The sequence below is a fragment of the Tistrella arctica genome (assembly GCF_039630945.1).
Lineage (GTDB): Bacteria > Pseudomonadota > Alphaproteobacteria > Tistrellales > Tistrellaceae > Tistrella > Tistrella bauzanensis.
This window is the reverse complement of record NZ_JBBKTV010000006.1, coordinates 384,136-405,864: the sequence shown is the minus strand read 5'-3', so window position 1 is coordinate 405,864 and position 21,729 is coordinate 384,136. Positions and strand designations below refer to the sequence as shown.

Here is a 21,729-nt window from a genome sequence, read left to right as displayed (position 1 = left end):
CAGACGGCTATCCCGACGCCTCCATCCGCCTATGAGCCTGCCATCCGAAGAGCCTGCCATGAAACCGCCGCCCGGGACAGACGTCACGAGCGGCGGTTTGCGTCTGTCTATGGCCGGCGATCAGGGTTCCAGCAGCAGCTCGGCCTGAACGGTGAGACGCAACGTGCGCTCGCCCGGCTCGATCGAGGGGGCGGCCATGTCGGCGCTGGCGGACATGGCTTCCATCCGCTGGACCTTGAACGGGATCGGCTGCGGATTGCCCGGACCGCCGCCGGGTGCGATGGAGCGGATCTTGACCGTGCGGGTGCCGATCTCGCGGCCGATCAGATCGGCGCGGGCGCGGATCTGCCGGATGGCGTCGAGCGTCAGCCGGTCGCTTTCGGCGCGGGCGCGGTCGTCCGAGACATAGGTGTTCAGATCCTGCAACACCAGCCCCATGGCCTGAAGACGTCCGGCCAGATCGGCCAGCGCCACCATGTCGCCGCTGTCGAGCTCGATGGACTGGCGGCCGTTCCAGGCACGGGCCTTGCCTTCCTCCAGATCGACCGGATAGACGCCGTAGCCGCCGGTTTCGACCTTCACCGCCGACACCTCGCGCGCGACTTTCAATGCCGCCTCGATCTTGCGGTTGATCTCGCCCTGAACCTTGACGGCATCGGGGCCGCGCTCCTCGGCGGCGAGCGTGGCGCGGGCACGATCGGCGGCAACCACGGTGGTGGCGGTTTCAGACAGCGACAGCACGGTGGCGCCATCGGGAATATCGCGCTCGGCCCGGGCGCTGCCGGGGGTGGCGGCCACGGCCAGCACCATCAGTGCGGCGCCGGCCAGCAGGGGAGAGAGGGAGAACGCGGCGGTGCGCGAAGAACGGCTGCGAAGCATGGGTGATGTCACCTCGGATCGGGGGATGTCGGGTGCTGATCTCCGGCCGGCCCGCGTGAGGTGCCGGGGTGGGTCTCCGCGTCGGCACCACCTGATGGCGGTGCCGGCGCGGGGACCGTCCCCGGATGCGGGTCAGCCGGCGATGTACTGAGCGCCGTTGACGGTAAGGGTGGCGCCGGTGATGAAGCCGGCGTCCTCGGCCGCCAGGAAGCTCACCGTGCGGGCGATCTCCTCGGCCTTGCCAAGCCGGCCGACCGGAATGGTCCCGATAATCTTCTGCAGCACCGGCTCGGGAACCGCCGCAACCATTTCTGTGTCAACATAACCGGGCGCGATCACGTTGACGGTGATGCCCTTGGACGCGGCTTCCTGGGCCAGCGCCTTGGTGAAGCCGATCATGCCGGCCTTGGCGGCGGAATAATTGGTCTGGCCGATCTGGCCCTTCTGGCCGTTGATCGAGCTGATATTGATGATCCGGCCATAAGAGCGGGCGCGCATGCCCTCGATCACCAGCCGCGACATGTTGAACACTGAGGTCAGATCAGTGCGGATGACCTCGTCCCACTGGGCATGGGTCATCTTGTGCAGGGTGGCGTCGCGGGTGATGCCGGCATTGTTCACCACCACGTCGACCGGCCCCAGTTCGGCCTCGACCTTGGCGACACCGGCGGTGCAGGCGTCGAAATCGCCCACATCCCACTTGTAGACGGCGATCCCGGTCTCCGACGAGAACGCCTGTGCCGCGGCATCATTGCCGCCGTAATTGGCGGCGACGGTGAAGCCGTCCGCCTTCAGGCGTTCCGAAATCGCACGACCGATGCCGCGCGTGCCGCCGGTGACGATTGCCACTCGTGCCATCTTCCCTGGCCTCCTGGATCTGTAAGGCTTTTTGATTGCATCAAATCGCATGACCGCCCGATGGCGGACATGGTCGGCTTCCCCGCCGGCATGGCGATCGCTATATGATCGACGTGTCGGCGCCCCTGGGAAACGATGCTACGTTACGCAGGCCAATCACGAAATAAAATGACTTTTTCATGATCACGGCCAACGAATCAGCAAAGCCCGACAGAACCGGGGGTTAGCCCGGTCCTGTCGGCGCAGATATCAGCGTTCGACGCAGAGAGCGATGCCCTGGCCGCCACCGATGCACAGGGTCGCAAGCCCGCGATGGGCGTCGCGCTTCTGCATCTCGTAGAGCAGGGTGGTGAGGATACGGGTGCCGCTGGCGCCGATCGGATGGCCGATGGCGATGGCGCCGCCATTGACGTTCAGCTTTTCCGGGTCGAACCCCAGATCCTTGCCAACCGCCAGCGCCTGGGCGGCGAAGGCCTCGTTGGCCTCGATCAGATCCAGATCATCAATGGTCCAGCCGGCCTTGGCCAGCGCCGCGCGGGTCGCGGGGATCGGGCCCGAGCCCATGATCGCCGGATCGACGCCGGCCTGCGCCCACGACACGATCCGGGCCAGCGGCTTCAGGCCGCGGCGTTCGGCCTCGTCGGCGCTCATGATCACCATGGCGGCGGCGCCGTCATTGATGCCCGATGCCGAGCCGGCGGTGACGGTGCCGGCCTTGTCGAAAGCCGGCTTCAGCTTGGCCAGCATGTCGATGGTGGTGCCATGACGGGGATACTCGTCGGTGTCGATCACCACATCGCCCTTGCGGCCGGGGATGGTGACGCTGACGATCTCGTCACTGAACCGGCCGGCCTTCATGGCGGCCTCGGCCTTGTTCTGCGAGGCGAGGGCGAAGTTGTCCTGCTCCTCACGCGTGATCTGCCACTTGTTGGCGACGTTCTCGGCGGTGTTGCCCATGTGATAGCCGTTGAAGGCGCACCACAGGCCGTCCTTGATCATGGTGTCGACCAGGGCCAGATCGCCCATCTTCTTGCCCTGGCGCAGCGGTGCCGCGTGCGGGGCGTTCGACATGCTTTCCTGGCCGCCGGCAACGACGATGGTGCTGTCGCCGGTCATGATCGCCTGAGCGGCGAGGGCGATGGTCTTGAGGCCCGAGCCGCAGACATGGTTGACGGTATAGGCCGGCACCTCGTTGGGCAGGCCGGCATGCAGCGCCGCCTGACGTGCCGGGTTCTGGCCAACCGCGGCGGTCAGCACCTGACCCATGATCACTTCCGACACATCGGCGGCATCGACGCCGGCACGCTTAAGCGCGCCGCGGATGGCGATGGTGCCGAGTTCGGCGGCGGAGAGCGGCGCGAGGGCGCCGTTGAATGCGCCAACCGGCGTGCGGGCGGCGGCGACGATGACGGCGTCGGTCATGGACGAAGATCTCCTGTTCGGTCGCGCGGCTTGGTGGCGCGCGGGGCGCGCGTGCACGGCACAGGATGCGGTCAGCCGAAGCCGGCTGGCCGAGTCCGTGTCGGTACTTACTATAGCGACGATTTCTCGCCGTTAAAGCGTGGCGGCTGGTCGCGGGCTACGACTTTTGGCGGGGGCGGCCGCCTTCGCCCGGGTGGCGCGGCGGCGTGGGGCGCCGGCCGGGGCGGCCGGAGCCGGCACCGGTTCCTCGCGCAGCCAGTGCGCGAGCGGCTCCCACAATTCGCGCGCGGAGCGGCTGCCGACCATCATGCCGATATGGCCCGCCGCCGGCCGGATCAGCCTGGCCCGGGGCAGGCGTTCCGCCAGGGCGGCGGCGGTGGGCGGCGGCACGATCCGGTCGCGTTCCGGCACCGCGATCAGCACCGGCATGTCGCCCAGCGCCGCCGGATCGATGATCTGGCCATCGACCCGCCATTTGCCATCGGCCGGCTGGTTGGTGCCATACCAGTCATGCACCACGGTGCGGGCGACCGGCCCTGCCAGCGGCACGCCATCGTTCAACCAGTCTTCCAGCGCGACGAAATCACAGGCGGCGGCCGATGCCGGATCGAGGGCGGCGAAATCGCGGAATTTTCGTGGCACCATCGCAGGGTCGGTCGCCACGAACAGGATCTGGAGCATGTCGACCGGCATCGATCCGGTCTGTTCCACGGTTTTCAGCATCGACCGGCCCAGCACCCGGATCAGCCGGCGTTCGGCGGTGTCGCCGGCGGCGAAATCCCAGGGGGTCGCCATCAGCGCCATGCGTGAGACGGCATTGCGGGCAAGCTGGACGCCGGCGATGGTGAGCAGCCCCCCCATGCAATACCCCACCACCGGCACCGGCCCGCCCGCCAGGGTGTTGGCGAGCGCGATCATCCGGCCCAGGCGACTGGCCACGTAATCCTCGACCGCAAGGTCGAGTTCGGCGCCTTCGGGCACGCCCCAATCGACCAGCAATGGCCGGAAGCCCCGCACCGACAGCCAGCGCATCAGGCTGCGCCGGCGCGACAGATCCATCACATAATGGCGGTTGACCAGCGATGGCACGAACAGCGCCACCCGGCCCTCGCCACGGATGCCATCCTCGCCCGGCGTGAAGCCGGCCGGATCGGCGGCGCCGTAATCGAGCAGGCGGGTCGCCCCCTCCTGCCAGATCACCGGCGGATCGGGCAGGTCGCGGACATAAGGGTGGTCGCGATAGCGGCTGACGCCGGCGAGCAGGGCTTCAAGGCGGCGCTTGGCCTCGGCCGCGACATAGCCGCCGATGATCGCCGGTTCAAGCCCCTGCATCACCTGGGTCAGATGGGCCCCCCGTTCCGCCAGGTGCGGCGCCCAGGGCAGCGAGCCGTCGCGCAGCATCGGCAAGGCCGCGACGGAGCTCGTCAACAAGGCGCTGGTCATCCCCAGATGATAATGCATCGGCCGCGGCCCCCGGCGCTGCGGGCGCGTCGCCGCCGCCTGTGGGGTCGGACCGTCCGGTGTCGCGGCCGCGGGCTTGCGCCGGACGGCGCGGCTTGCGGGCTTTTCCGGCAACGGGGCTGGCTGGTCGTCCGTCGTGCTGGCGGCTCGGCTCATCGGCGGGAGATGTCCTCGACGGGTCTGCTGAGCGGGCGGCGCCGGTGCGGGCGGCAGCCGCCGCGGCATCGATCGCCTTGACGAGATTGATGTCGGTCACCATCGCCGACGCCTGGCGTTCCCAGAGGTCGAGAAAGGCGGCGGCGGTTGCCGGTATGTCAGGGGGCATCGACATGGGCGCCACTATACCGGTCAACATCGCCGCATGAAAGCACCGCCCTGCGCCTTGGAGAACGATGTCGCCGGCACGCGTCACCGCCGATTTGTTGCGGTGCGGATCAACCCTGTGATTTAATGACCCATGCTGCGTTCCTTGCCTCTATTGCCATGCAACATGGGCAGGTTCGGGGGCGTGGCACCCGGTCGGCGCTGGACGGCAGCCGGCCCGGTCCCTTGGCAGATGTCTCCGGAGCCCGGCCCATCGGGCGGGTGGAACCGTCGGCGGCGGACATGATCGGCCGCCGTGGTGAGCACCGGACGGAAGGCGTGGGATCGTCAATGGTGGAGAGAGGCGCGCTTGATCGCCCTGCTTCGCCCGATAAATGCGCGGGGAGAGAATGACCGAGAAGTCGGAAGCGAGCGCCGGGCGGACCGAGAAGGTCAAGGTCAAGATCAAGAAGTACGCAAACCGGCGACTGTACAATACTGCAACCAGCAGCTACGTCACCCTGGACCATCTGTCGCAGATGGTGAAGGACGATGTCGACTTCATTGTCAATGACGCCAAGACCGGTGACGACATCACCCATCAGGTGCTGACGCAGATCATCGTTGAAGAAGAGGGCAAGGGTCGCAGCCTGCTGCCGACCGGCTTCCTGCGGCAGCTGATTTCCTTCTATGGCGACAGCATGCAGTCTTTCGTGCCGCGCTATCTGGAAATGTCGATGGAAGCGCTGGCCCGCAATCAGGAACAGGTGCGCCGGACCTTCGGCCCCATATTCCCCTTCCCCTCGATCGAGGAGATGAGCAAGCAGAACCTGCAGATGATGGAGCAGGCGATGCGGATGTTCGCCGGCGGTCTGCGCATGCCCGATGGCAGTGCCATGGCCGGTGATGAACGTCCGGCCGCGCCGCCACCCCCACCGGCCGCCGCCGCATCCGGCGGTGGCGAGGACATCAAGCTGCTGGCCGACCGCCTGAACGATCTTCAGAAGCAGATCGAGGCGCTGACCCGCAGCCGCGACAGCTAACCGGCGCCTGCGCCGTCCCTGACTGTCGCGTACAAAACGGACTGTCGGGCCTGAAATTGACCGTCGGGCACGAAAACAGGGCGGCATCGCAAGCGATGCCGCCCTGTCCTGTATGGGGGCCGGCTGTATGGGGCCGCTTTGTTGCGGGACGTCGATCGGGCGTTCGCCGGCCGCATGCTGTCACGTGCGCGCTGTGCCGCTCAGCCGATGATCAATAGCGGCCGAGCGAGATGGTCGCCTGCGCCAGCACATCTTGCGGCATGATCTGCACGGTGCCGGACGGGCCGGGCGGCGGCGTGCGGACCGCCTGGACGACGGCGGAATAGTGATTGCCGGCACCACCGGAACACGGCGGCAGATAGGCGGTGCCCGTGTGCAGGGCGCCGCGATGCGGCTTCACCATGATGATATCGGCGGGCAGTTGGTGGCTTTCGCCGGCGACCGGCGGTATCGCCACCCAGGATTGCTCGGGCGGCACCGGCATGGCGATGGTGCCATGACCACCATCGGTGGACAGGCGCTGATAGCTGTCGTCGTTGAAGGCGATGACCACCATGCGGGTGTCTGCCGGAAGACCGCTGACCGCCAGCCCCGGCGATTTGCCGGTGGGGCCATAGCGGCTGCACAGGGCGTTGGCGGGCACGGTGCGGCCATCCCAGGCCGGGTCGGTGAAGCGGATGTCGAGGCCCTGCATACCGGCCGCCGCACTGGCGTCACTGCCGGACATCAACCGGTTGTTGCCGGTCATCAGATTGCCGGCAACCAGAAGGCCGGCGGTGAGCGCACCGAACGACACCGCCAGGATGGTGAAGGCCCATTTCCCCGGCCCATCGGCATCCGTCAGCGTCGCCGGCTGCACGGCATCATCATCGTCATGGCGTTCCGCCATGGATGGTGCTGATTTCGGACGATGACGATCCATGGTCATGCAGCCACCATATGTCCGCTCATTCCGGTTTCCGGTCATTCAGGATGTGGGGTGCGCCAGGGCCGGCGGTCTGCCGGCGCGGTTCCAGTTTCAGTGTGGATGATACCATTTTGCGCAATAAGGGGGAGTCAATCTTGCTCGTGGCGCGATATTCATTCAACCACTGCGTCCATCGCTCACAGAGGGCCGCTTCAGCCAGCGGTGGACCATCGCGACCAGTTCGTCCCGGCGGAAGGGTTTCGACAGATGATCGTCCATCCCGGCGGCACGGCAGACATCCTCGGCCTCGCGACCGGCATTGGCGGTCAACGCCACGATCGGCATCAGGCCATGGCCATCAGGTAGCGCCCGGATGCGGCGGGTGGCTTCCAGCCCGCTCAGCCCCGGCATCTGGACATCCATCAGGATCAGGTCATAACGCGTACCGGCGGCGGCGTCGACCGCGGCCGTGCCCTCGCCGACCGTATCGACCCGATATCCGGCGCGGTCGAGGGCGCGGGCGGTGAGCATCTGGTTCATCGCATTGTCTTCGGCGAGCAGGATGCGGACGGAACCGGGGGCAGGTGCCGCATCTGTGTCGACGTCTCGGGACATGATCTCCGGTCCTGACTGAACGCGCGGGAGGCTGTCGATGTCGTTCGGCGCACGACCGCCGGGCAGGGCGCGCAGGCTGGGCGCGCCGGGTGGGGCCGCATCGGCTGGCATCGGTGGCCGGTTGCCCGCCAGGACCGGTGCCGCCGGCACCTCGAACCAGAACCGGCTGCCTTCGCCGGGAACGCTGTCGCAACCGATGCATCCGCCCAGCAGCTCGGTCAGCCGGCGGACGATGGCCAGGCCCAGCCCGGCGCCACCGCCCAGCCCGGCCAGCCGGCCCACGGGCCGGCCGGTGTCGATCTCCGGCCCCTGCCCATCTTGGCCCGGCCCTGGCCCCCGCGCCGGGTCGCTTCCCTGGCGGGCGTCGTTCCCCTGATCTGCCTCGGCGTCCCGGCCGCGGGCCATGGTATCGGCGCGGGCCTGAAAATATTCCTCGAACAACTGCCGGGTCTGTTCGGCGGGGATACCGATGCCGGTGTCGATCACCTCGAAGCGCAGCACAGGCAAGTGGCCGGTCGTGCCCGGCGCGCCATCGCCGGTTCCGGGGCGCAGCGTCACGGCGATGGTGACCCGTCCCTGATCGGTGAACTTGATGGCATTGCCGGTCAGATTGACCAGAATCTGGCGCAGGCGGCGATGATCGCCCACCAGCCGCGCCGGCAGGTCGCTGGCGGCGGCGGCCACGTCCAGCACCAGCCCCTTGCGGCGCGCCTGCGGGTCGAACAGCGCCTTCACGTCGCGGGCCAGCGCCAGCGGATCGAAGGGGCGCGGGTCGATCACCAGCTTGCCCGCCTCGATCCGCGACAGATCGAGCACGTCGTCGAGCAGGTCGAGCAGCAGTTCCGAGGCCCGGCGCATGATCTGGGCCAGCCCCGCCTGTTCGGCATCGAGGTCGGTATCCTCGATGAAATGCAGGGCGTTCAGGATCGAGTTCAGCGGGTTGCGGATTTCATGCGAGACGGTGGCCAGAAACCGCGCGCGGGCATCGGCCGCGTCCAGCGCCCGTTCACGCGCGGTTTCCAGCGCATCCTGCACCCGCCGGCGGTCGGTGACATCGGTGTAGATGCTCAACATCCCGCCATCATCGACCGGCAGCCGGATAATCTCCAGCAGCCGGCCGTCGGGGCGGGGATGCTCGACCGGCTGGCCGATCAGCGCCGGATCGCGCATCCGCGCCATCCACGCCGCGGCCAGCCGGTCGGGGTCGCCGGGGCCGAATTCGCCACGCCGGGCGGTGAAGCGGATAACCTCCGCCACCGGATTGCCCGGCCGCGCGATACCGGCGGGGATCTCCAGCAGATCCTGATAGCGGCGATTGACCACCACGATGTTGAAATCGCGATCCGACAGCATCAGCCCCTGATCCATCGCGTCGATGGTGACGCGCAGCACCTCGCCCTGGCGGGCGAGCGCCTGTTCGGCCTGCCGGCGGTTGGTGACGTCGGCAAAGGTCATCACCAGCCCGCCGCCGGGAAAGGGCGCGCTTGCCACCTCGATCACCGTGCCGTCGGGCCGGCGGCGCTCCCAACTCTGCGGCCAGGGCCGGCGCAGGGCCTGCATCCGGCGCGCCACGTCGCGGAAGGCGGGGTCGTCGCCGAATTCACCGCGACCAGCCATCAGGTGCATGATCTGTTCGAAATCGGCCAGGGGCGGACATTCTTCGGGTTGCAGGCCGTTCATGTCCAGGAAGCGGCGATTGTGCAGCACCACCCGGAAACTGCCGTCGATCAGGCACAGCCCCTGGCGCATGCTGTCGAGCGTGGTGCTCAGCAGCCGGGCATTCTCGGCCAGCGCCCGGTCGGCGGCGACCCGCTCGCCCACATCGCGCAGGCTGGCATGCAATTCGCTGGGCGCGCCGGTGCGGGCATGGCGGATCATGCGCGCCCCTGCCTCGACCCAGACCGGCCGCCCGGTCGCATGGCGCAGGCGCAGCGTCGCCCGGTGCCGCCCCTGATCGTCCAGCGCCGCCATATGCTCGGCCAGGATGCCACTGTCCTCAGGAACGACCAGATCGGCCAGCCTGCGGCCGATCAACGTGTCCGGCTCCATCCCCAGCAGGCCATGGGCCGCGGGCGAGGCATACAGAATGGTGCCGTCGGGGCTCTGGCGCAGGATCAGGTCGCCGGCGTTCTCGGCCAGCAGGCGATAGCGCCACTCGCTGTCGCGCAAGGCCTTCTCGATCTGCTGAGCCTCGGTCACGTCCTTATAGATCGCGACCGACCCGCCATCGGGGATCGGGTTATGGGCGATCTCGATCACCCGGCCGCTGGCCGTGCGCTCCATCAGGCTGGCCGGCGCGCGGTTGCGGGCAAGCTCCAGCCGGCGGGCGATCCGTGGTGTCCGTGCCTCGTCGGGCAGGGTCTCGGGCAGGGCGGCGGCGACGATGGCGGCCAGCGGCGTGCCCGGGCGCGCGGCATCGGGAGGCAGCCCCAGCAGGTCCAGATATTGGCGGTTGCAGGCGATCAGGAACAGGTCCGGATCGAAGATCGCGATGCCCTGACCCAGTGCCGAAAACGCACTGTCGAGCAGCGCGCCGCGGGCGGTGGCCTCGGCGGTGCGCAGCGCGACTTCGTCTTCCAGGCTGCGGGTGTTGCGATCGAGCGCCGCACGCATCGCCTCGATGCCCGCGGCCAGTTCCACAATCTCACGCGCCCCCCCCACCATGGGCAGGGGGGCGGTGATCCGCCCCGGCCCCAGATCGGCGACCGCCGCATGCAATCGCGCGACCGGCGCCACGATGCGCGTGCGGAGGAAGGCGAGCGTCAGCGCCAGCACCAGAACCATCGCCGCCAGCAGGGCAAGGTCGGTTGCCCGCCCGGCCGCCCAGTCGGTGCGGATGTCGGCGACGCTCAGGCCCGCCGCCACCACCAGCGGCCGCCCGGGCACATCGGCGGTGCCATAGATCCGTGCCACCCCGTCATCGGGATCGGTCATCGCCACGGCCGGGTCGATGCGTGCCGGATCGACCCAGGCGCGCCCAAGGCCGGCGGGATTGGCCGCCGCCACCGGCGGGGCGCCGCTGGCCGGGATCGCGTCGGGGGCGAGCGGCAGATCCTCGTCGGCGCGCGGCGGATTCTCGTCGTCGCGCGGCGGGCGCCCATCGGGCACGGCGCCCAGCTTGCGGCCGTCGCCATCCAGCAGCAGCAGCCGGCCGGCATCGCCCACATCGACCGAGCGATAGACCCGGATGAAATAGGCGGGATCGACCGCCGCCCCGACCACACCGATCAGCCGGCCATCCGTGCCGCGAACCGCGCGGGCCGTCGGCACATACCAGGCCCCGGTGACCTCGCCCAGAACCGGCGGATCCATCAGCAGCCCGCCGGTGCCGGCAATGGCGCGGGCGAAATAGGTGCGGTCGGCGACCGAAATCAGGGGTGCCGGAAAGCCATGGGTGAGCTGGACGACCTGGCCCGCGGGATCGACCAGCCACAAGGCCTTGATCTGCGGCGTGTCGGCGGCGATGCGGGTCAGCCGGTCGAACCATGTCCGGCTCCGGCGGTCGGGCAGGCTGTCCTGCGCGCGGATCTGGTCTTCCACCCGCGCCATTTCGATGTCCACCGCATCCATGGAGCGGGCGGCATGTTCGGCCAGCAGCAGGGCGAGCCCGGTGGCGCGGCGGCCGGCATCATGCATCGCGGCGGTATGCGAGCGCCATCCCTGCATCATCACCAGCCCCGCCAGGATCGCCCCCACCACCACGGCCGCGACGGTCAGCGATCGAACAAGGGTTGCCGGGCGGTCGTGGTGCATGGCGGGTTCGGGGTCCGATGGCGGATGAGCGGTGGCACGGGGCGGTTGCGGGCGGTTCCGGGGTGGCTCTGTCGCGCGACAAGTGTGGCATGTAAAATCGCAGGGCGCGAGTGGCGGCAACGTCACACGGCAGCCCTGCCCCCCAGGATGGCGTCAGCCTGTCGGGACGGGGCGTCGGGACGGGCCGCTCGCCACAGCGCGCGAGCTCAATGCATGCAGGCACTTGACCCGGAGGCGCCTGCGCACGATATCTGGAACCAGACGCCTGAGAACGCGCCGGGCATTGATTGAGCGCGTCCCGTTGACGGGAGGTCGATCGCCATGCAGGTGTCGCCGAACGCCGCCTTTCTGAACGCCCAGACCGTGGCGCCGATGCAGGTCGCGGGCTATGCCGACCGCGATGGCCGCCAGACGATCGAGGCCGTCCCCGCCGCGGGCAAGGTCGAGGCCGATGCCGAGCGCAACCGCCCGCCACTGCCGACCAGCGGCCGCGGACAGGTGGTCGACATCATCGCCTGACCAACCCCGGTTGCACCTGACGGACCGGTCATGGCCGGCCTGGACCACGCATGTCGACAACGCCGCCATCCATCCGGATGGCGGCGTTGTCGTATGACGCGCATGGCCGCCTGTGGCGCTGTCGCGGGCGGGGCCATGCCGGGTGCGCTTGACCGGCCGCGCGGGCCGTGGTCATCCTTGTGCCAGCACGCGCGTGGCCGGCTGTGGCCCCGCGCCCGCCATGCCGGCGCCCATCGCGGGGAGACCCGTCGCGGGGAGAGTGGGGCGACCGGCCGAACCGTCACCGGATGGCGGCATCAACGATATCAGGGAAGGGCGTCAGTTCATGACCAGTCTCACTCGTCTGCGCAGCCTGCGCGGCACCCGTGTCGCGGCATCGCTTGCCGCGCTGGCCATTGCGGGTCTGGCCGCCGGCTCCGGCGTCGCCGCCGAGACCAAATCGGTCGCGATCACCCAGATCGTCGAGCATCCGGCGCTGGATGCGACCCGCCAGGGTGTGCAGGACGCGCTGAAGGCGGCCGGCTGGGAGGTCGGCAAAAACCTGGAATGGGATTATCAGAACGCCCAGGGCAATGTGGCGACCGCCGGCCAGATCGCGCGCAAATTCGTGGGCGACGGCCCGGACGCCATCGTTGCCATCGCAACCCCCTCGGCCCAGGCAGTGGCGGCCGCCACCCGCGACATCCCGCTGGTGTTCTCGGCCGTGACCGACCCGGTCGGCGCCAAGCTGATCAGCAACATGGAGAAGCCCGGCGGCAATGTCACCGGCGTCTCCGACCTGTCGCCGATGGGCAAGCATCTGGAACTGATCACCCGCATCACCCCCAATGCCAAGCGGCTGGGCGTGATCTACAACCCCGGCGAAGCCAATGCCGTGGCGCTGGTCGATCTGATCGAGAAGACCGCCGGCGATTACGGCATGACCGTGTCGAAGGCGGCCGCCACCAAGTCGAGTGACGTGCTGACTGCGGCCCGCTCGCTGGTCGGCAAGGTCGACGTCATCTATGTGCCCACCGACAACACCGTGGTCTCGGCGATCGAGAGTGTGGTGAAGGTGGGCCAGGATGCCGACATTCCGGTCTATGCCGGCGATACCAATTCGGTCGGCCGTGGCGCCATCGCGGCGGTGGGCTTCAATTATTACGATGTCGGCTACCAGACCGGCGAGATGGTCGCCAGGATTCTGGGCGGCGCCAATCCGGGCGACATTCCGGCCTCGACGGTCGAGAAGCTGGAACTGTATCTGAACCCCGGTTCGGCCAAGGAGATGGGTGTCACCATCCCCGAGGCGGTGATCGCCGATGCCAAGGAAGTCGTGAAGTAAGCGACGCCCGACAACAGGCATGCCGGCCGAACGCCGCCATGGAGGCTCCATGGCGGCGTTCGCGGTTGGGGGCCGGCGATGGCCGCGGCAATCGCGGAGGTTTCATCATTGGATGACGCATCGGCGAATTGGTTTCATTCGTTCTACAGTTCTGGTATGGGTTTCGCGGGCGGCTTGCGGTGGTTCGGGGGATCGGCTACCACTGCCTGAAGCGCCGCCCCGGATCGGAGCGAGACGCGGAGATCGGGGGATATCCGCGCCGGGGCGTGTTCTGTTCCGGAAAACATGGCAGACGGGAATGCCTGCAACATGGTGCATGTGAGCTATCCGGTGCGGATCTGCGCCGGCAGCCCCGGGGGAGGGGTGCTATGAGCATGATCGCCTGGATGGGCGCGATCGAGACCGGTTTCGTCTTTGGGCTGGTCGCTCTGGGCGTGTATCTGTCCTTTCGCATCCTGGATTTTCCCGACCTCACGGTCGATGGCAGCTTCCCGCTGGGGGCGGCGGTTTCGGCGACGGCGATCGTCAATGGCTGGGATCCGTTTCTGGCGACGGCGATGGCGTTCCTGGCCGGCTGCGTCGCGGGGTCGATCACCGCCTGGCTGAACGTCAAGCTGAAGATCCTGAACCTGCTGGCCAGCATCCTGATGATGATCGCGCTGTATTCGATCAATCTCAGGATCATGGGCCGTCCGAATGTGGCGCTGTTGGGCGAGACCACGGTGTTGACGCCGTTCGAGGCGCTGGGCCTGCCCTATTACCTGATGACACCGCTGGTCTTCGGCGTGGTGGTGATCATCGCCATGCTGCTGCTGGTGCGGTTCCTGAACAGCGAGATGGGCCTGGCGATGCGCGCCACCGGCGCCAATGCCCGCATGGCCCGTGCGCAAGGCATCAACACCGCCGCCATGACCCTGACCGGCATGGCGCTGTCGAACGGGCTGGTCGCCATCGGCGGCGCGCTGTTCGCCCAGTCGCAGGGCAGCGCCGACGTCACCATGGGTGTGGGCACCATCGTGGTCGGGCTGGCATCGGTGATCGGCGGCGAGGCGGTGATGTCGACCCGCACCATCGGCCGGGCGGTGCTGGCCTGCATCGTCGGCGCCATCCTGTATCGGGTGGCGGTGGCGCTGGCGCTGAATGCGGGCTTCCTGGGGCTGACCGCATCCGATCTCAATCTGGTCACCGCCGTGCTGGTGGCCGCGGCCATGGTGCTGCCAAGGATGCTGGCCCAGCGCCGGCGTCCGGCTGCGCGCGGGAGATCCTGATCATGATCGAGGCACGCGGCCTGCACGTGACCTTCAACCCCGGCACGCCGCTGGAAACCCGCGCTCTGCGCGGGCTGGACCTGACCATGGCCGAGGGCGAATTCGTCTGCGTGATCGGATCGAACGGCGCCGGCAAATCCACCTTCCTGAACGCATTGTCGGGCGAGGCCTCGGTTGATGAGGGCCGGATCGTCATCGACGGCACCGACGTCACCCGCTGGCCGGCGCGACGCCGCGCCGGGCTGATGGCGCGGGTGTTTCAGGACCCGATGGCCGGCACCTGCGAAAAGCTGTCGATCGAGGAAAATCTGGCGCTGGCCTTCGCGCGTGGCACGACGCGCGGCTTGGGCCGCGCGGTGCGCGCCGACCGCCGCGACCGGTTCCGCGCCGCCCTGAAGCGGCTGGATCTGGGCCTGGACAAGCGGCTCGGCGACCGGATGGGGCTGTTGTCGGGTGGTCAGCGCCAGGCGGTCAGCCTGCTGATGGCGACCTTGCAGCCGATGAAGATCCTGCTGCTGGATGAACACACGGCGGCCCTTGATCCGCGCACCGCCGATTTCGTGCTGGGGCTGACCCGCGACATCGTGGCGGAGGGCCGGTTGACCACGCTGATGGTGACCCACAGCATGAAGCAGGCGCTGGAGATCGGCTCGCGGACCGTGATGCTGCATGAGGGCCGGGTGGTGTTCGACGTCTCAGGGCCTGAGCGCGAGGGCCTGAAAGTCGAGGATCTGCTGGAGATGTTCAAGCGGGTGCGCGGCGAGGAACTGTCGGACGACGCGCTGCTGTTGGGCTGAACACTTGAACCGCCCCGGCGGCGCTGTCACTGTTGTTGTCTGATCGTCCGTTACCGTTCCGCCCGCCGGAGGCACCGTCCCTTGGAATTCTGCTCAGCCTGCGGCGGCCGCATCGCCCGGCGTATCCCGCAGGGCGACAGCCGCCCGCGCCATGTCTGCACCGCTTGTGGCACGATCCATTACCGCAACCCCAACATGGTGGTGGGGGCGGTGTGCGTGTGGGACGACCGGGTGCTGCTGGCCCGGCGGTCGATCGCCCCGCGCGAGGGTTTCTGGACCGTGCCGGCGGGCTTTCTGGAGCTTGAGGAAAGCACCGCAGATGGCGCGCTGCGCGAGGTGTTCGAGGAAGCCGGCGCGCGCTGCACGGTCGACCGGCTGCTGGCGGTGTATGACATCCCGGAAATCCATCAGGTCCAGATCTTCTATCTGGCGACCATGACCCGCCCTGAGATTTCGGCCGGGATCGAGAGCGTCGAGGTGGGGCTGTTCACCTGGGACGAGATCCCGTGGGACGAGTTGGCCTTCCCGACGGTGAAGGCGGTGCTGAAGGACTGGCAGCGCCTGCGTCATGGCGAGGCCGTGGGCCGGCGCGATTTCATCCGCCCGAAGCCCCCGGTGACCCTGCCTGACGATCAGAAAACCCCCGAGCAGGCCACCGACCCCGAACGCCCCAGTGAGCCGGTCGCAGAGACCGAGACACCGCCGGCGATGGCGTGAACCGCCCGCGGTTGAAACGCTACATCAATCGAACGCTTTATCAAAACAGAGTTTCAGACAAGCCACTGTCTGGCCGGGTGAGACAAATCCTGTGCATGATCCAGAGGTGGAGAAGCGGGTGGCATTGACCGCCCGCCCCGGATCACCCGCGGAGGAAATGTCTGATGTCTTGTTATACGAAACAGTTGCGGCGGCTTGGCCGCGGCGTGTCGCTGGCCGTGCTTGCCCTGGCGGCACCCGGCGTGGCAGCGGCGCAGAGTGGTGCGGCGCCGATCGCCGAATGGCAGCTTGATACCGTTATCCAGCCCTCGCCCTTCCGGGGCGTGCACGGGCTGGCGGTGGCGCCCGACGGATCGGTGCTGGGTGGCAGCGTCGTCGGGCAGCAGATCATTGCCATCGACCCCAAGACCGGCGCCAGCCGGGTGATCGTCGACCGGCCGGCCGGTCAGGCCGACGACATCGTGATCGGGCCGGATGGCCGGATCGTGTGGACCGCTTTCCTGTCGGGCGAGGTGCGCGCGACGCCGGGCTCGGCACTCACCGGCGGCGGCGCGCCGATCCAGGTACTGGCGACCGGCCTGCCGGGGATCAACTCGCTGGATTTCGATGATGGCGGGCGGTTGTATGCGACCCGGGTGTTCCTGGGCGACGCGCTGTACGAGATCGACCCGACCGGCGCCACGCCCGCGAAACAGCTTCTGGAGGGCATGGGCGGGCTGAACGGCTTCGAGATCCAGGGCCGCACCCTGCGTGGGCCGCTGTGGTTCAAGGGCGATCTGGCGGAGGTGAACCTGGACGCGCCGGCGGTGACGGTGATCGCCAGCGGCTTCAAGGTGCCCGCGGCCGCCAATCTTGAGGCCGACGGCCACCTTCTGGCGCTGGACACGGTGACCGGCGAGGTGAAGCGGGTCGACGCGGCCACCGGCACCGCCACCGTGCTGACCACGCTGAACCCGGCGCTGGACAATCTGGCGGTGGCGCCCGACGGCACGATCTATGTATCGAACATGGCCGAAGGCGTGATCTATGCCATCGATCCCAAGACCGGCAACCACAAGCCGATCAACACCGGCGGTCTGGCGGTGCCCGGCGGTCTGGTGGCGGTGACCACGCCCGGTGGCGGCACGGTGCTGCATCTGGCCGATCTGTTCGCCTATCGGACCATCGACGGCGACAGCGGCAAGGTGGCCGATGTGGCGCGCGCCTATGCCAGCAACCTTGAGAACCCGATGAACGCCAATGCCGATATGGGCCGCATCCTGCTGTCGAGCTGGTTCGCTGGCGGCGTGCAGATGTTCGATCCCGCGACCGGGGCGGAGCTTGGCCATGTCAACGGGCTGGCGGCGCCGATGGACGCGCTGATGGCCGATGACGGGCACCTGCTGGTGCTGACCGCCGGTGGTACCATTCAGCGCGTGGCCCTGGATGGCGGCGCCGCACCGGCCGATCAGGCGCCGGTGGTGGAGCATCTGGCGATGCCGACGCGGATGATCTGGTCCGGTCCGGAGCGCAGGTCGGTCTATGTGGTCGAAACCGGCGCTGGCCGGATCGTGGAAGTGCCGGTCGACGGGCAGGCGCTGCGGGCGGTGGCCGGTGGGCTGGATGCGCCCGAGGGCCTGGCCATGCTGCCCGATGGCCGGCTGGTGACGGTGGAAACCACCACCGGCCGGGTGCTGGCGCTGGACCCGGCCACCGCCACCGGCGAGTTGATCTCGACCGGGTTGAAGGGCCGCGTGGGGCTGATGGGCACCGCCGGCATGCCGCCCGCCTATATCCCCACCGGCATCGCGGTTGACGACAAGGGCCGGGTGTTCATCGCCGGCGACAATGACGGCAGCCTGACGCGCCTGACGCCGCGCTGACCAGCCGCCGCCGCGCCCCGACAGCGGGCGCGGCGCTCAATCCTGGCCGTCGGCGATATCGCCGGCGGCCACACTGTGCCGCTGGATCAGCGGCACCTGCGACATGCTGAACACCAGCGTCAGCGGCATGATGCCGAACAGCTTGAACCCGACCCAGAAATCGGTGGAGTAGTTCCGCCACACGACTTCGTTGATGATCGCCAGCAGCAGGAAGAACAGCCCCCAATTGCGGGTGATCTTCAGCCAGCCGGCATGGTCGAGCAGGAAAGCCCAGCCGACCAGCGGCTTCAGCAGCGGCCGGCCGAAGGCGAGCCCGGCCAGCAGGATCACGCCGAACAGGGTGTTGACCACGGTCGGCTTGATCTTGATGAACAACTCGTCGTCGAAGGCCAGCGCCAGGCCGCCGAAGCCCAGCACGAACACGCCCGAGACCAGCGGCAGGATCGGCACCCGCCGCTCACGCAGCCACGACACGGTCAGCGCGATGGCGGTGGCGGCCATCCAGCCGGCGGTGCCATACATCAACCCGAAGCGGGCATTGAGCACGAAAAACACCACCAGCGGCCCGGCTTCCAGCGCCAGCCGGGTCAGCCCGGCGCCGGCGCCGACCGGGGCCTGCTGCTGCGTTGTCTTGGGCTCGGTCATCGCTCCGGTCCTTCCAGTCCGACCAGGGCGCGGGCGAAGGCGCGGGCCTCGAACGGCTTCAGATCGTCGATCCCCTCACCCACGCCCACGGCATGCACCGGCAGGCCGAACCGATCGGCCAGCGCCACCAGAACGCCACCCTTGGCGGTGCCGTCCAGCTTGGTCAGCACCAGCCCCGACAGCGGCACCATCGACTTGAAGGTCTCGACCTGATTGATCGCGTTCTGGCCGGTGGTGGCATCCAGCGCCAGCACGATATCGTGCGGCGCACTGGCGTCGACCTTGCCGATCACCCGGATGATCTTCTGCAACTCGGCCATCAGCCCGGCCTTGTTGTGCAGCCGGCCGGCGGTGTCGATGAACACGATGTCGGCACCCTCGCGCCGGGCACGCTCCACGGCATCATAGGCAAGCCCGGCCGCATCGGCGCCGGTCTCACGTTTGAACACCGGCACGCCGGCGCGCTGACCCCAGATTTCAAGCTGTTCGACCGCAGCGGCACGGAAGGTGTCGCCGGCGGCCAGCAGCACGCGGCGCCGGTCGGCGACCGCGGCGGCGGCCATCTTGCCCAGCGTGGTGGTCTTGCCGGTGCCGTTGACGCCAACCATCACCACCACCCGCGGTCCGCTTTCGGCACGGCTGAAGGCGAGCGGGACGGCCACCGGTTCCAGAATCTTGGTGATCTCGTCGGCGAGCAGCCCCTTGATCTCGTCGAGCCCCAGATCCTGACCATAGCGGCCCTTGCCCATCGCCGCCGTGACCTTGGCGGCGGTGACGGGGCCCAGATCGGCCTGGATCAACAGCTCTTCCAGCTCTTCCAGGGTCTCGGCGTCGAGCTTGCGCTTGGTGAAGATCCCGGCCAGACCGTCGCCGATCCGGCTGCTGGTCTTGCGCAAGCCCGCCTTCAGGCGCGAAAGCCAGCCGCCCTTGCCCGTCTGCTCCTCGCTCAAGCGGTTGCCCTCCCTGGGATGTGCCGGTCCGTGGCATGGTGGTGGTCGGGGTGGCCGGCGCCAAGGATGTCACCGGCCAGGGTTTCGGTATCGGCGCCGGTGACGCGGATGGTGGTGATGCTGCCGGCCAATGCCGGGTCGACCGGCCGGTTCAGCCGCACCAGGGCGAAGCCCTCGCTGCGGGCGGTCGCCGGGGTTTCGATCAGCACCGGCAGGTCGTGGCCGATCTGGCCGTCCAGCCAGCGGGCAAGGCCCCTGGCGCCGGCTTCACGCAGCAGGCGGGCGCGATCGCGCCGGATGGCCACCGGCACCTGCGGCATGCGCGCGGCCGGGGTGCCGTTGCGGGCGGAATAGGGGAAGACGTGCAGATGCACCAGCCCCATATCGTCGATCAGCGTCAGGCTGTTCTCGAACATGGCGTCGGTTTCGGTGGGGAAGCCGGCGATCAGGTCGGCGCCGAACACGGCATCGGGGCGGATGCGGCGGACCGCGTCGGCGAAGGCGACCGCCTGGGCACGGCTGTGGCGGCGCTTCATCCGCTTCAGGATCATGTCGTCGCCGGCCTGCAGCGACAGATGCAGATGCGGCATCAGCCGGGGCTCTTCGGCCAGCGCCTGCATCAATTCCGGGTCGATCTCGGCTGAATCGATCGACGACAGCCTGAGCCGCGCCAGATCGGGCACCAGCCGCAACACCCGGCGCACCAGATTGCCCAGGCTGGGCCGCCCGGGCAGATCGGCGCCATAGGAGGTGATGTCGACCCCGGTCAGCACGATTTCGGCATAACCGCGCGCCACCAGCTCGCGCACCTGCGCCACCACCTCGCCCACGGCCACCGAACGGCTGTTGCCGCGGCCATAGGGGATGATGCAGAAGGTGCAGCGATGATCGCAGCCGTTCTGGACCTGCACGAAGGCCCGCGCGCGGCCGTCCAGCCCCTCGACCAGATGGCCGGCGGTGTCGCGCACGGCCATGATGTCGTCGACGAAGATCCGGGCCGGTTCGGTGCGGCCGATGAAGGCCGGCACCGGCGTGGCCGTGGCGCCGGGGATGGCGGCGGCTGTGGGCACAGGTGCCGCGCCGGCCGCCGTCAGGGCCTGATTGAAGCGCTCGGGCTTCAGCTTGTCGTCGTTGCCGAGCACGGCATCGACCTCGGGCATGCCGGCCCAGGCGTCGGGGGCGATCTGGGCGGCGCAGCCGGTGACGATGATCCGGGCATCCGGATCGTCGCGGCGCGCGCGGCGGATCGCCTGTCGGGCCTGACGCTCGGCCTCGGCGGTGACCGCACAGGTGTTGAACACGATCGTCCGCCGGCCATCGGCCGCGTCGTCACCGGCGGCGGCACTGCCATCCTCTGCCGATATCCGGGCATGACCGCGCATCACCTCGCTTTCATAAGCGTTGAGGCGGCAGCCGAAGGTGATGATCCGCAGCGGATCGTCGGTCTGGTCGGTCATGACGGCAAGCGATCGGAAGCGTGTGGGGGGCGGAAGGTGCGCGGGGGATCGGACATCCGCGGGAGATCAGGCGAGCAGCGACGGGTCGAGTGTCCCCTCGAAGCTGGTCGCGACCGGCCCCGACATCAAGACGCGATTGTCATCGGTCCAGGTGATGGAAAGCGGGCCCCCATCCAGCACCACCTGAACCGTGCGGCCGGTGAGGCCGCGGCGGATGGCGGCGATGGCCGCGGCACAGGCACCGGTACCGCAGGCGGCGGTGATGCCGACGCCGCGTTCCCACACCCGCATGCGGATACGGTCGGGGCCGATCAGGTGCGCCACCTCGACATTGGTGCGCCGGGGGAAAGCCGGGTGATGTTCCAATGGCGGGCCCAGCCGTTCAAGATCGACGGCTTCGGCATCGTCGACGAAGAACACCACATGCGGATTGCCGACATTCACCGCCACCGGATCGGTCAGCGGACCTTCCGACACGCCGTCAAGATGCAGGGTATCGGCCGGCCCGGATAACGGGATCTGCTGCCAGTCGAGCCGCGCCGGCCCCATATCGACCGTGATCAGCCCTGCCGCCGTGCCTTCGCTGTCGGCACTGGCCAGAAGATGGCCGGCGGCGGTGGCGATGGTGGCGCGGGCAAGTCCGGTTTCGGCCATCAGCAGAAAGCCCACGCAGCGCGTGGCATTGCCGCAGGCCTCGACCTCGCCGCCATCGGCATTGTGGATGCGCATCACCGCATCGGCGCCACCCGCGGCGAGCGGGTCACCCTCGGCCGGATCGATCAGGATGAACTGGTCGCAGCCGACCCCCAGCCGCCGGTCGCTGATCCGGCGGATCTGGCGGGCGTCGAGCACTAGGCCGCGGGCGGGGCCGCTCCGCCGGTCGATGACCACGAAGTCGTTGCCGAGCCCGTGCATCTTGAGGAACGGGATCCTGTTCATGACTGCGATC

The 21,729-nt window shown here is 68.6% G+C and carries 17 protein-coding genes; 7 read left to right on the top strand and 10 right to left on the bottom strand.

Annotated features, from left to right (window positions below; all coding sequences use genetic code 11):
* Positions 1–120: 120 nt before the first annotated feature.
* The 4 genes from WG924_RS15875 to WG924_RS15860 all read right to left on the bottom strand — a co-directional run bounded on the left by WG924_RS15875 (position 121) and on the right by WG924_RS15860 (position 4,590).
* The gene (locus WG924_RS15875; protein ID WP_345934043.1) at positions 121–879 is read right to left on the bottom strand and encodes an SIMPL domain-containing protein; all 759 of its coding nucleotides are present in this window, start codon (positions 877–879) and stop codon (positions 121–123) included.
* Positions 880–1,011: 132 nt separating this feature from the next.
* On the bottom strand, positions 1,012–1,737 hold the full coding sequence (phbB, locus tag WG924_RS15870) for an acetoacetyl-CoA reductase (RefSeq protein WP_188576560.1): 726 nt from the start codon (positions 1,735–1,737) through the stop codon (positions 1,012–1,014).
* 249 nt (positions 1,738–1,986) lie between these two features.
* On the bottom strand, positions 1,987–3,159 hold the full coding sequence (locus tag WG924_RS15865; protein WP_345934042.1) for an acetyl-CoA C-acetyltransferase: 1,173 nt from the start codon (positions 3,157–3,159) through the stop codon (positions 1,987–1,989).
* Positions 3,160–3,291: 132 nt separating this feature from the next.
* On the bottom strand, positions 3,292–4,590 hold the full coding sequence (locus WG924_RS15860) for an alpha/beta fold hydrolase (protein WP_345934041.1): 1,299 nt from the start codon (positions 4,588–4,590) through the stop codon (positions 3,292–3,294).
* Between the two features lie 743 nt (positions 4,591–5,333).
* On the opposite strand from WG924_RS15860, the gene phaR reads away from it, so the two are divergent.
* Entirely contained in the window at positions 5,334–5,966 is a 633-nt protein-coding gene (gene phaR, locus WG924_RS15855; protein WP_345934040.1) for a polyhydroxyalkanoate synthesis repressor PhaR, read from the top strand.
* A 211-nt stretch (positions 5,967–6,177) separates the two neighbouring features.
* On the opposite strand, the gene WG924_RS15850 is transcribed toward phaR, so the two are convergent.
* Together WG924_RS15850 and WG924_RS15845 are read right to left on the bottom strand one after the other, a co-directional pair.
* Positions 6,178–6,894, bottom strand: a complete 717-nt coding sequence (locus tag WG924_RS15850; RefSeq protein WP_345934039.1) for a hypothetical protein — start codon at positions 6,892–6,894, stop codon at positions 6,178–6,180.
* 156 nt (positions 6,895–7,050) lie between these two features.
* Complete coding sequence (locus WG924_RS15845; protein WP_345934038.1) at positions 7,051–11,241, bottom strand: PAS-domain containing protein; 4,191 nt, start codon at positions 11,239–11,241, stop codon at positions 7,051–7,053.
* 321 nt (positions 11,242–11,562) lie between these two features.
* On the opposite strand from WG924_RS15845, the gene WG924_RS15840 reads away from it, so the two are divergent.
* From WG924_RS15840 to WG924_RS15815, 6 genes are all read left to right on the top strand, one after another.
* Positions 11,563–11,760 (top strand): hypothetical protein, encoded by a 198-nt coding sequence (locus WG924_RS15840; protein ID WP_188576549.1) that lies wholly within the window; start codon positions 11,563–11,565, stop codon positions 11,758–11,760.
* A gap of 325 nt (positions 11,761–12,085) precedes the next feature.
* Complete coding sequence (locus WG924_RS15835) at positions 12,086–13,084, top strand: ABC transporter substrate-binding protein (protein WP_345934037.1); 999 nt, start codon at positions 12,086–12,088, stop codon at positions 13,082–13,084.
* Between the two features lie 368 nt (positions 13,085–13,452).
* A complete protein-coding gene (locus tag WG924_RS15830) occupies positions 13,453–14,352 on the top strand; it encodes an ABC transporter permease (RefSeq protein WP_345934036.1) in 900 nt (299 codons plus the stop codon).
* A gap of 2 nt (positions 14,353–14,354) precedes the next feature.
* Positions 14,355–15,149: an ABC transporter ATP-binding protein gene (locus WG924_RS15825; protein WP_345934035.1), complete on the top strand. Its 795-nt coding sequence runs from the start codon at positions 14,355–14,357 to the stop codon at positions 15,147–15,149.
* 81 nt (positions 15,150–15,230) lie between these two features.
* A complete protein-coding gene (locus tag WG924_RS15820; protein ID WP_345934034.1) occupies positions 15,231–15,866 on the top strand; it encodes an NUDIX hydrolase in 636 nt (211 codons plus the stop codon).
* Between the two features lie 164 nt (positions 15,867–16,030).
* Complete coding sequence (locus WG924_RS15815) at positions 16,031–17,728, top strand: NHL repeat-containing protein (RefSeq protein ID WP_345934033.1); 1,698 nt, start codon at positions 16,031–16,033, stop codon at positions 17,726–17,728.
* Positions 17,729–17,764: 36 nt separating this feature from the next.
* Here WG924_RS15815 and WG924_RS15810 read toward each other — a convergent pair whose 3' ends face one another.
* The 4 genes from WG924_RS15810 to dapF form a co-directional block, all read right to left on the bottom strand.
* Positions 17,765–18,373 (bottom strand): septation protein A, encoded by a 609-nt coding sequence (locus WG924_RS15810; RefSeq protein WP_345934032.1) that lies wholly within the window; start codon positions 18,371–18,373, stop codon positions 17,765–17,767.
* Positions 18,370–19,323, bottom strand: a complete 954-nt coding sequence (ftsY, locus tag WG924_RS15805; RefSeq protein ID WP_345934031.1) for a signal recognition particle-docking protein FtsY — start codon at positions 19,321–19,323, stop codon at positions 18,370–18,372. Before ftsY ends, WG924_RS15810 begins: the two co-directional genes overlap by 4 nt.
* Positions 19,320–20,780 carry a tRNA (N(6)-L-threonylcarbamoyladenosine(37)-C(2))-methylthiotransferase MtaB gene (gene mtaB, locus WG924_RS15800; protein WP_345934030.1) on the bottom strand — a complete coding sequence of 487 codons (1,461 nt, stop codon included), beginning with the start codon at positions 20,778–20,780 and terminating at the stop codon, positions 19,320–19,322. Before mtaB ends, ftsY begins: the two co-directional genes overlap by 4 nt.
* Positions 20,781–20,846: 66 nt before the next feature.
* Positions 20,847–21,719, bottom strand: coding sequence for a diaminopimelate epimerase (gene dapF / locus WG924_RS15795; protein ID WP_345934029.1), 873 nt, complete (start codon positions 21,717–21,719; stop codon positions 20,847–20,849).
* Between the last annotated feature and the right edge of the window lie 10 nt (positions 21,720–21,729).

Bases quoted from the DNA above. Each gene is read 5' to 3' on its own strand.
- WG924_RS15875 (WP_345934043.1), bottom strand. From the start codon at position 879: ATGCTTCGCAGCCGTTCTTCGCGCACCGCCGCGTTCTCCCTCTCTCCC.
- phbB (WP_188576560.1), bottom strand. From the start codon at position 1,737: ATGGCACGAGTGGCAATCGTCACCGGCGGCACGCGCGGCATCGGTCGT.
- WG924_RS15865 (WP_345934042.1), bottom strand. From the start codon at position 3,159: ATGACCGACGCCGTCATCGTCGCCGCCGCCCGCACGCCGGTTGGCGCA.
- phaR (WP_345934040.1), top strand. From the start codon at position 5,334: ATGACCGAGAAGTCGGAAGCGAGCGCCGGGCGGACCGAGAAGGTCAAG.
- WG924_RS15850 (WP_345934039.1), bottom strand. From the start codon at position 6,894: ATGACCATGGATCGTCATCGTCCGAAATCAGCACCATCCATGGCGGAA.
- WG924_RS15845 (WP_345934038.1), bottom strand. From the start codon at position 11,241: ATGCACCACGACCGCCCGGCAACCCTTGTTCGATCGCTGACCGTCGCG.
- WG924_RS15840 (WP_188576549.1), top strand. From the start codon at position 11,563: ATGCAGGTGTCGCCGAACGCCGCCTTTCTGAACGCCCAGACCGTGGCG.
- WG924_RS15835 (WP_345934037.1), top strand. From the start codon at position 12,086: ATGACCAGTCTCACTCGTCTGCGCAGCCTGCGCGGCACCCGTGTCGCG.
- WG924_RS15830 (WP_345934036.1), top strand. From the start codon at position 13,453: ATGAGCATGATCGCCTGGATGGGCGCGATCGAGACCGGTTTCGTCTTT.
- WG924_RS15825 (WP_345934035.1), top strand. From the start codon at position 14,355: ATGATCGAGGCACGCGGCCTGCACGTGACCTTCAACCCCGGCACGCCG.
- WG924_RS15815 (WP_345934033.1), top strand. From the start codon at position 16,031: ATGTCTTGTTATACGAAACAGTTGCGGCGGCTTGGCCGCGGCGTGTCG.
- WG924_RS15810 (WP_345934032.1), bottom strand. From the start codon at position 18,373: ATGACCGAGCCCAAGACAACGCAGCAGCAGGCCCCGGTCGGCGCCGGC.
- mtaB (WP_345934030.1), bottom strand. From the start codon at position 20,780: ATGACCGACCAGACCGACGATCCGCTGCGGATCATCACCTTCGGCTGC.
- dapF (WP_345934029.1), bottom strand. From the start codon at position 21,719: ATGAACAGGATCCCGTTCCTCAAGATGCACGGGCTCGGCAACGACTTC.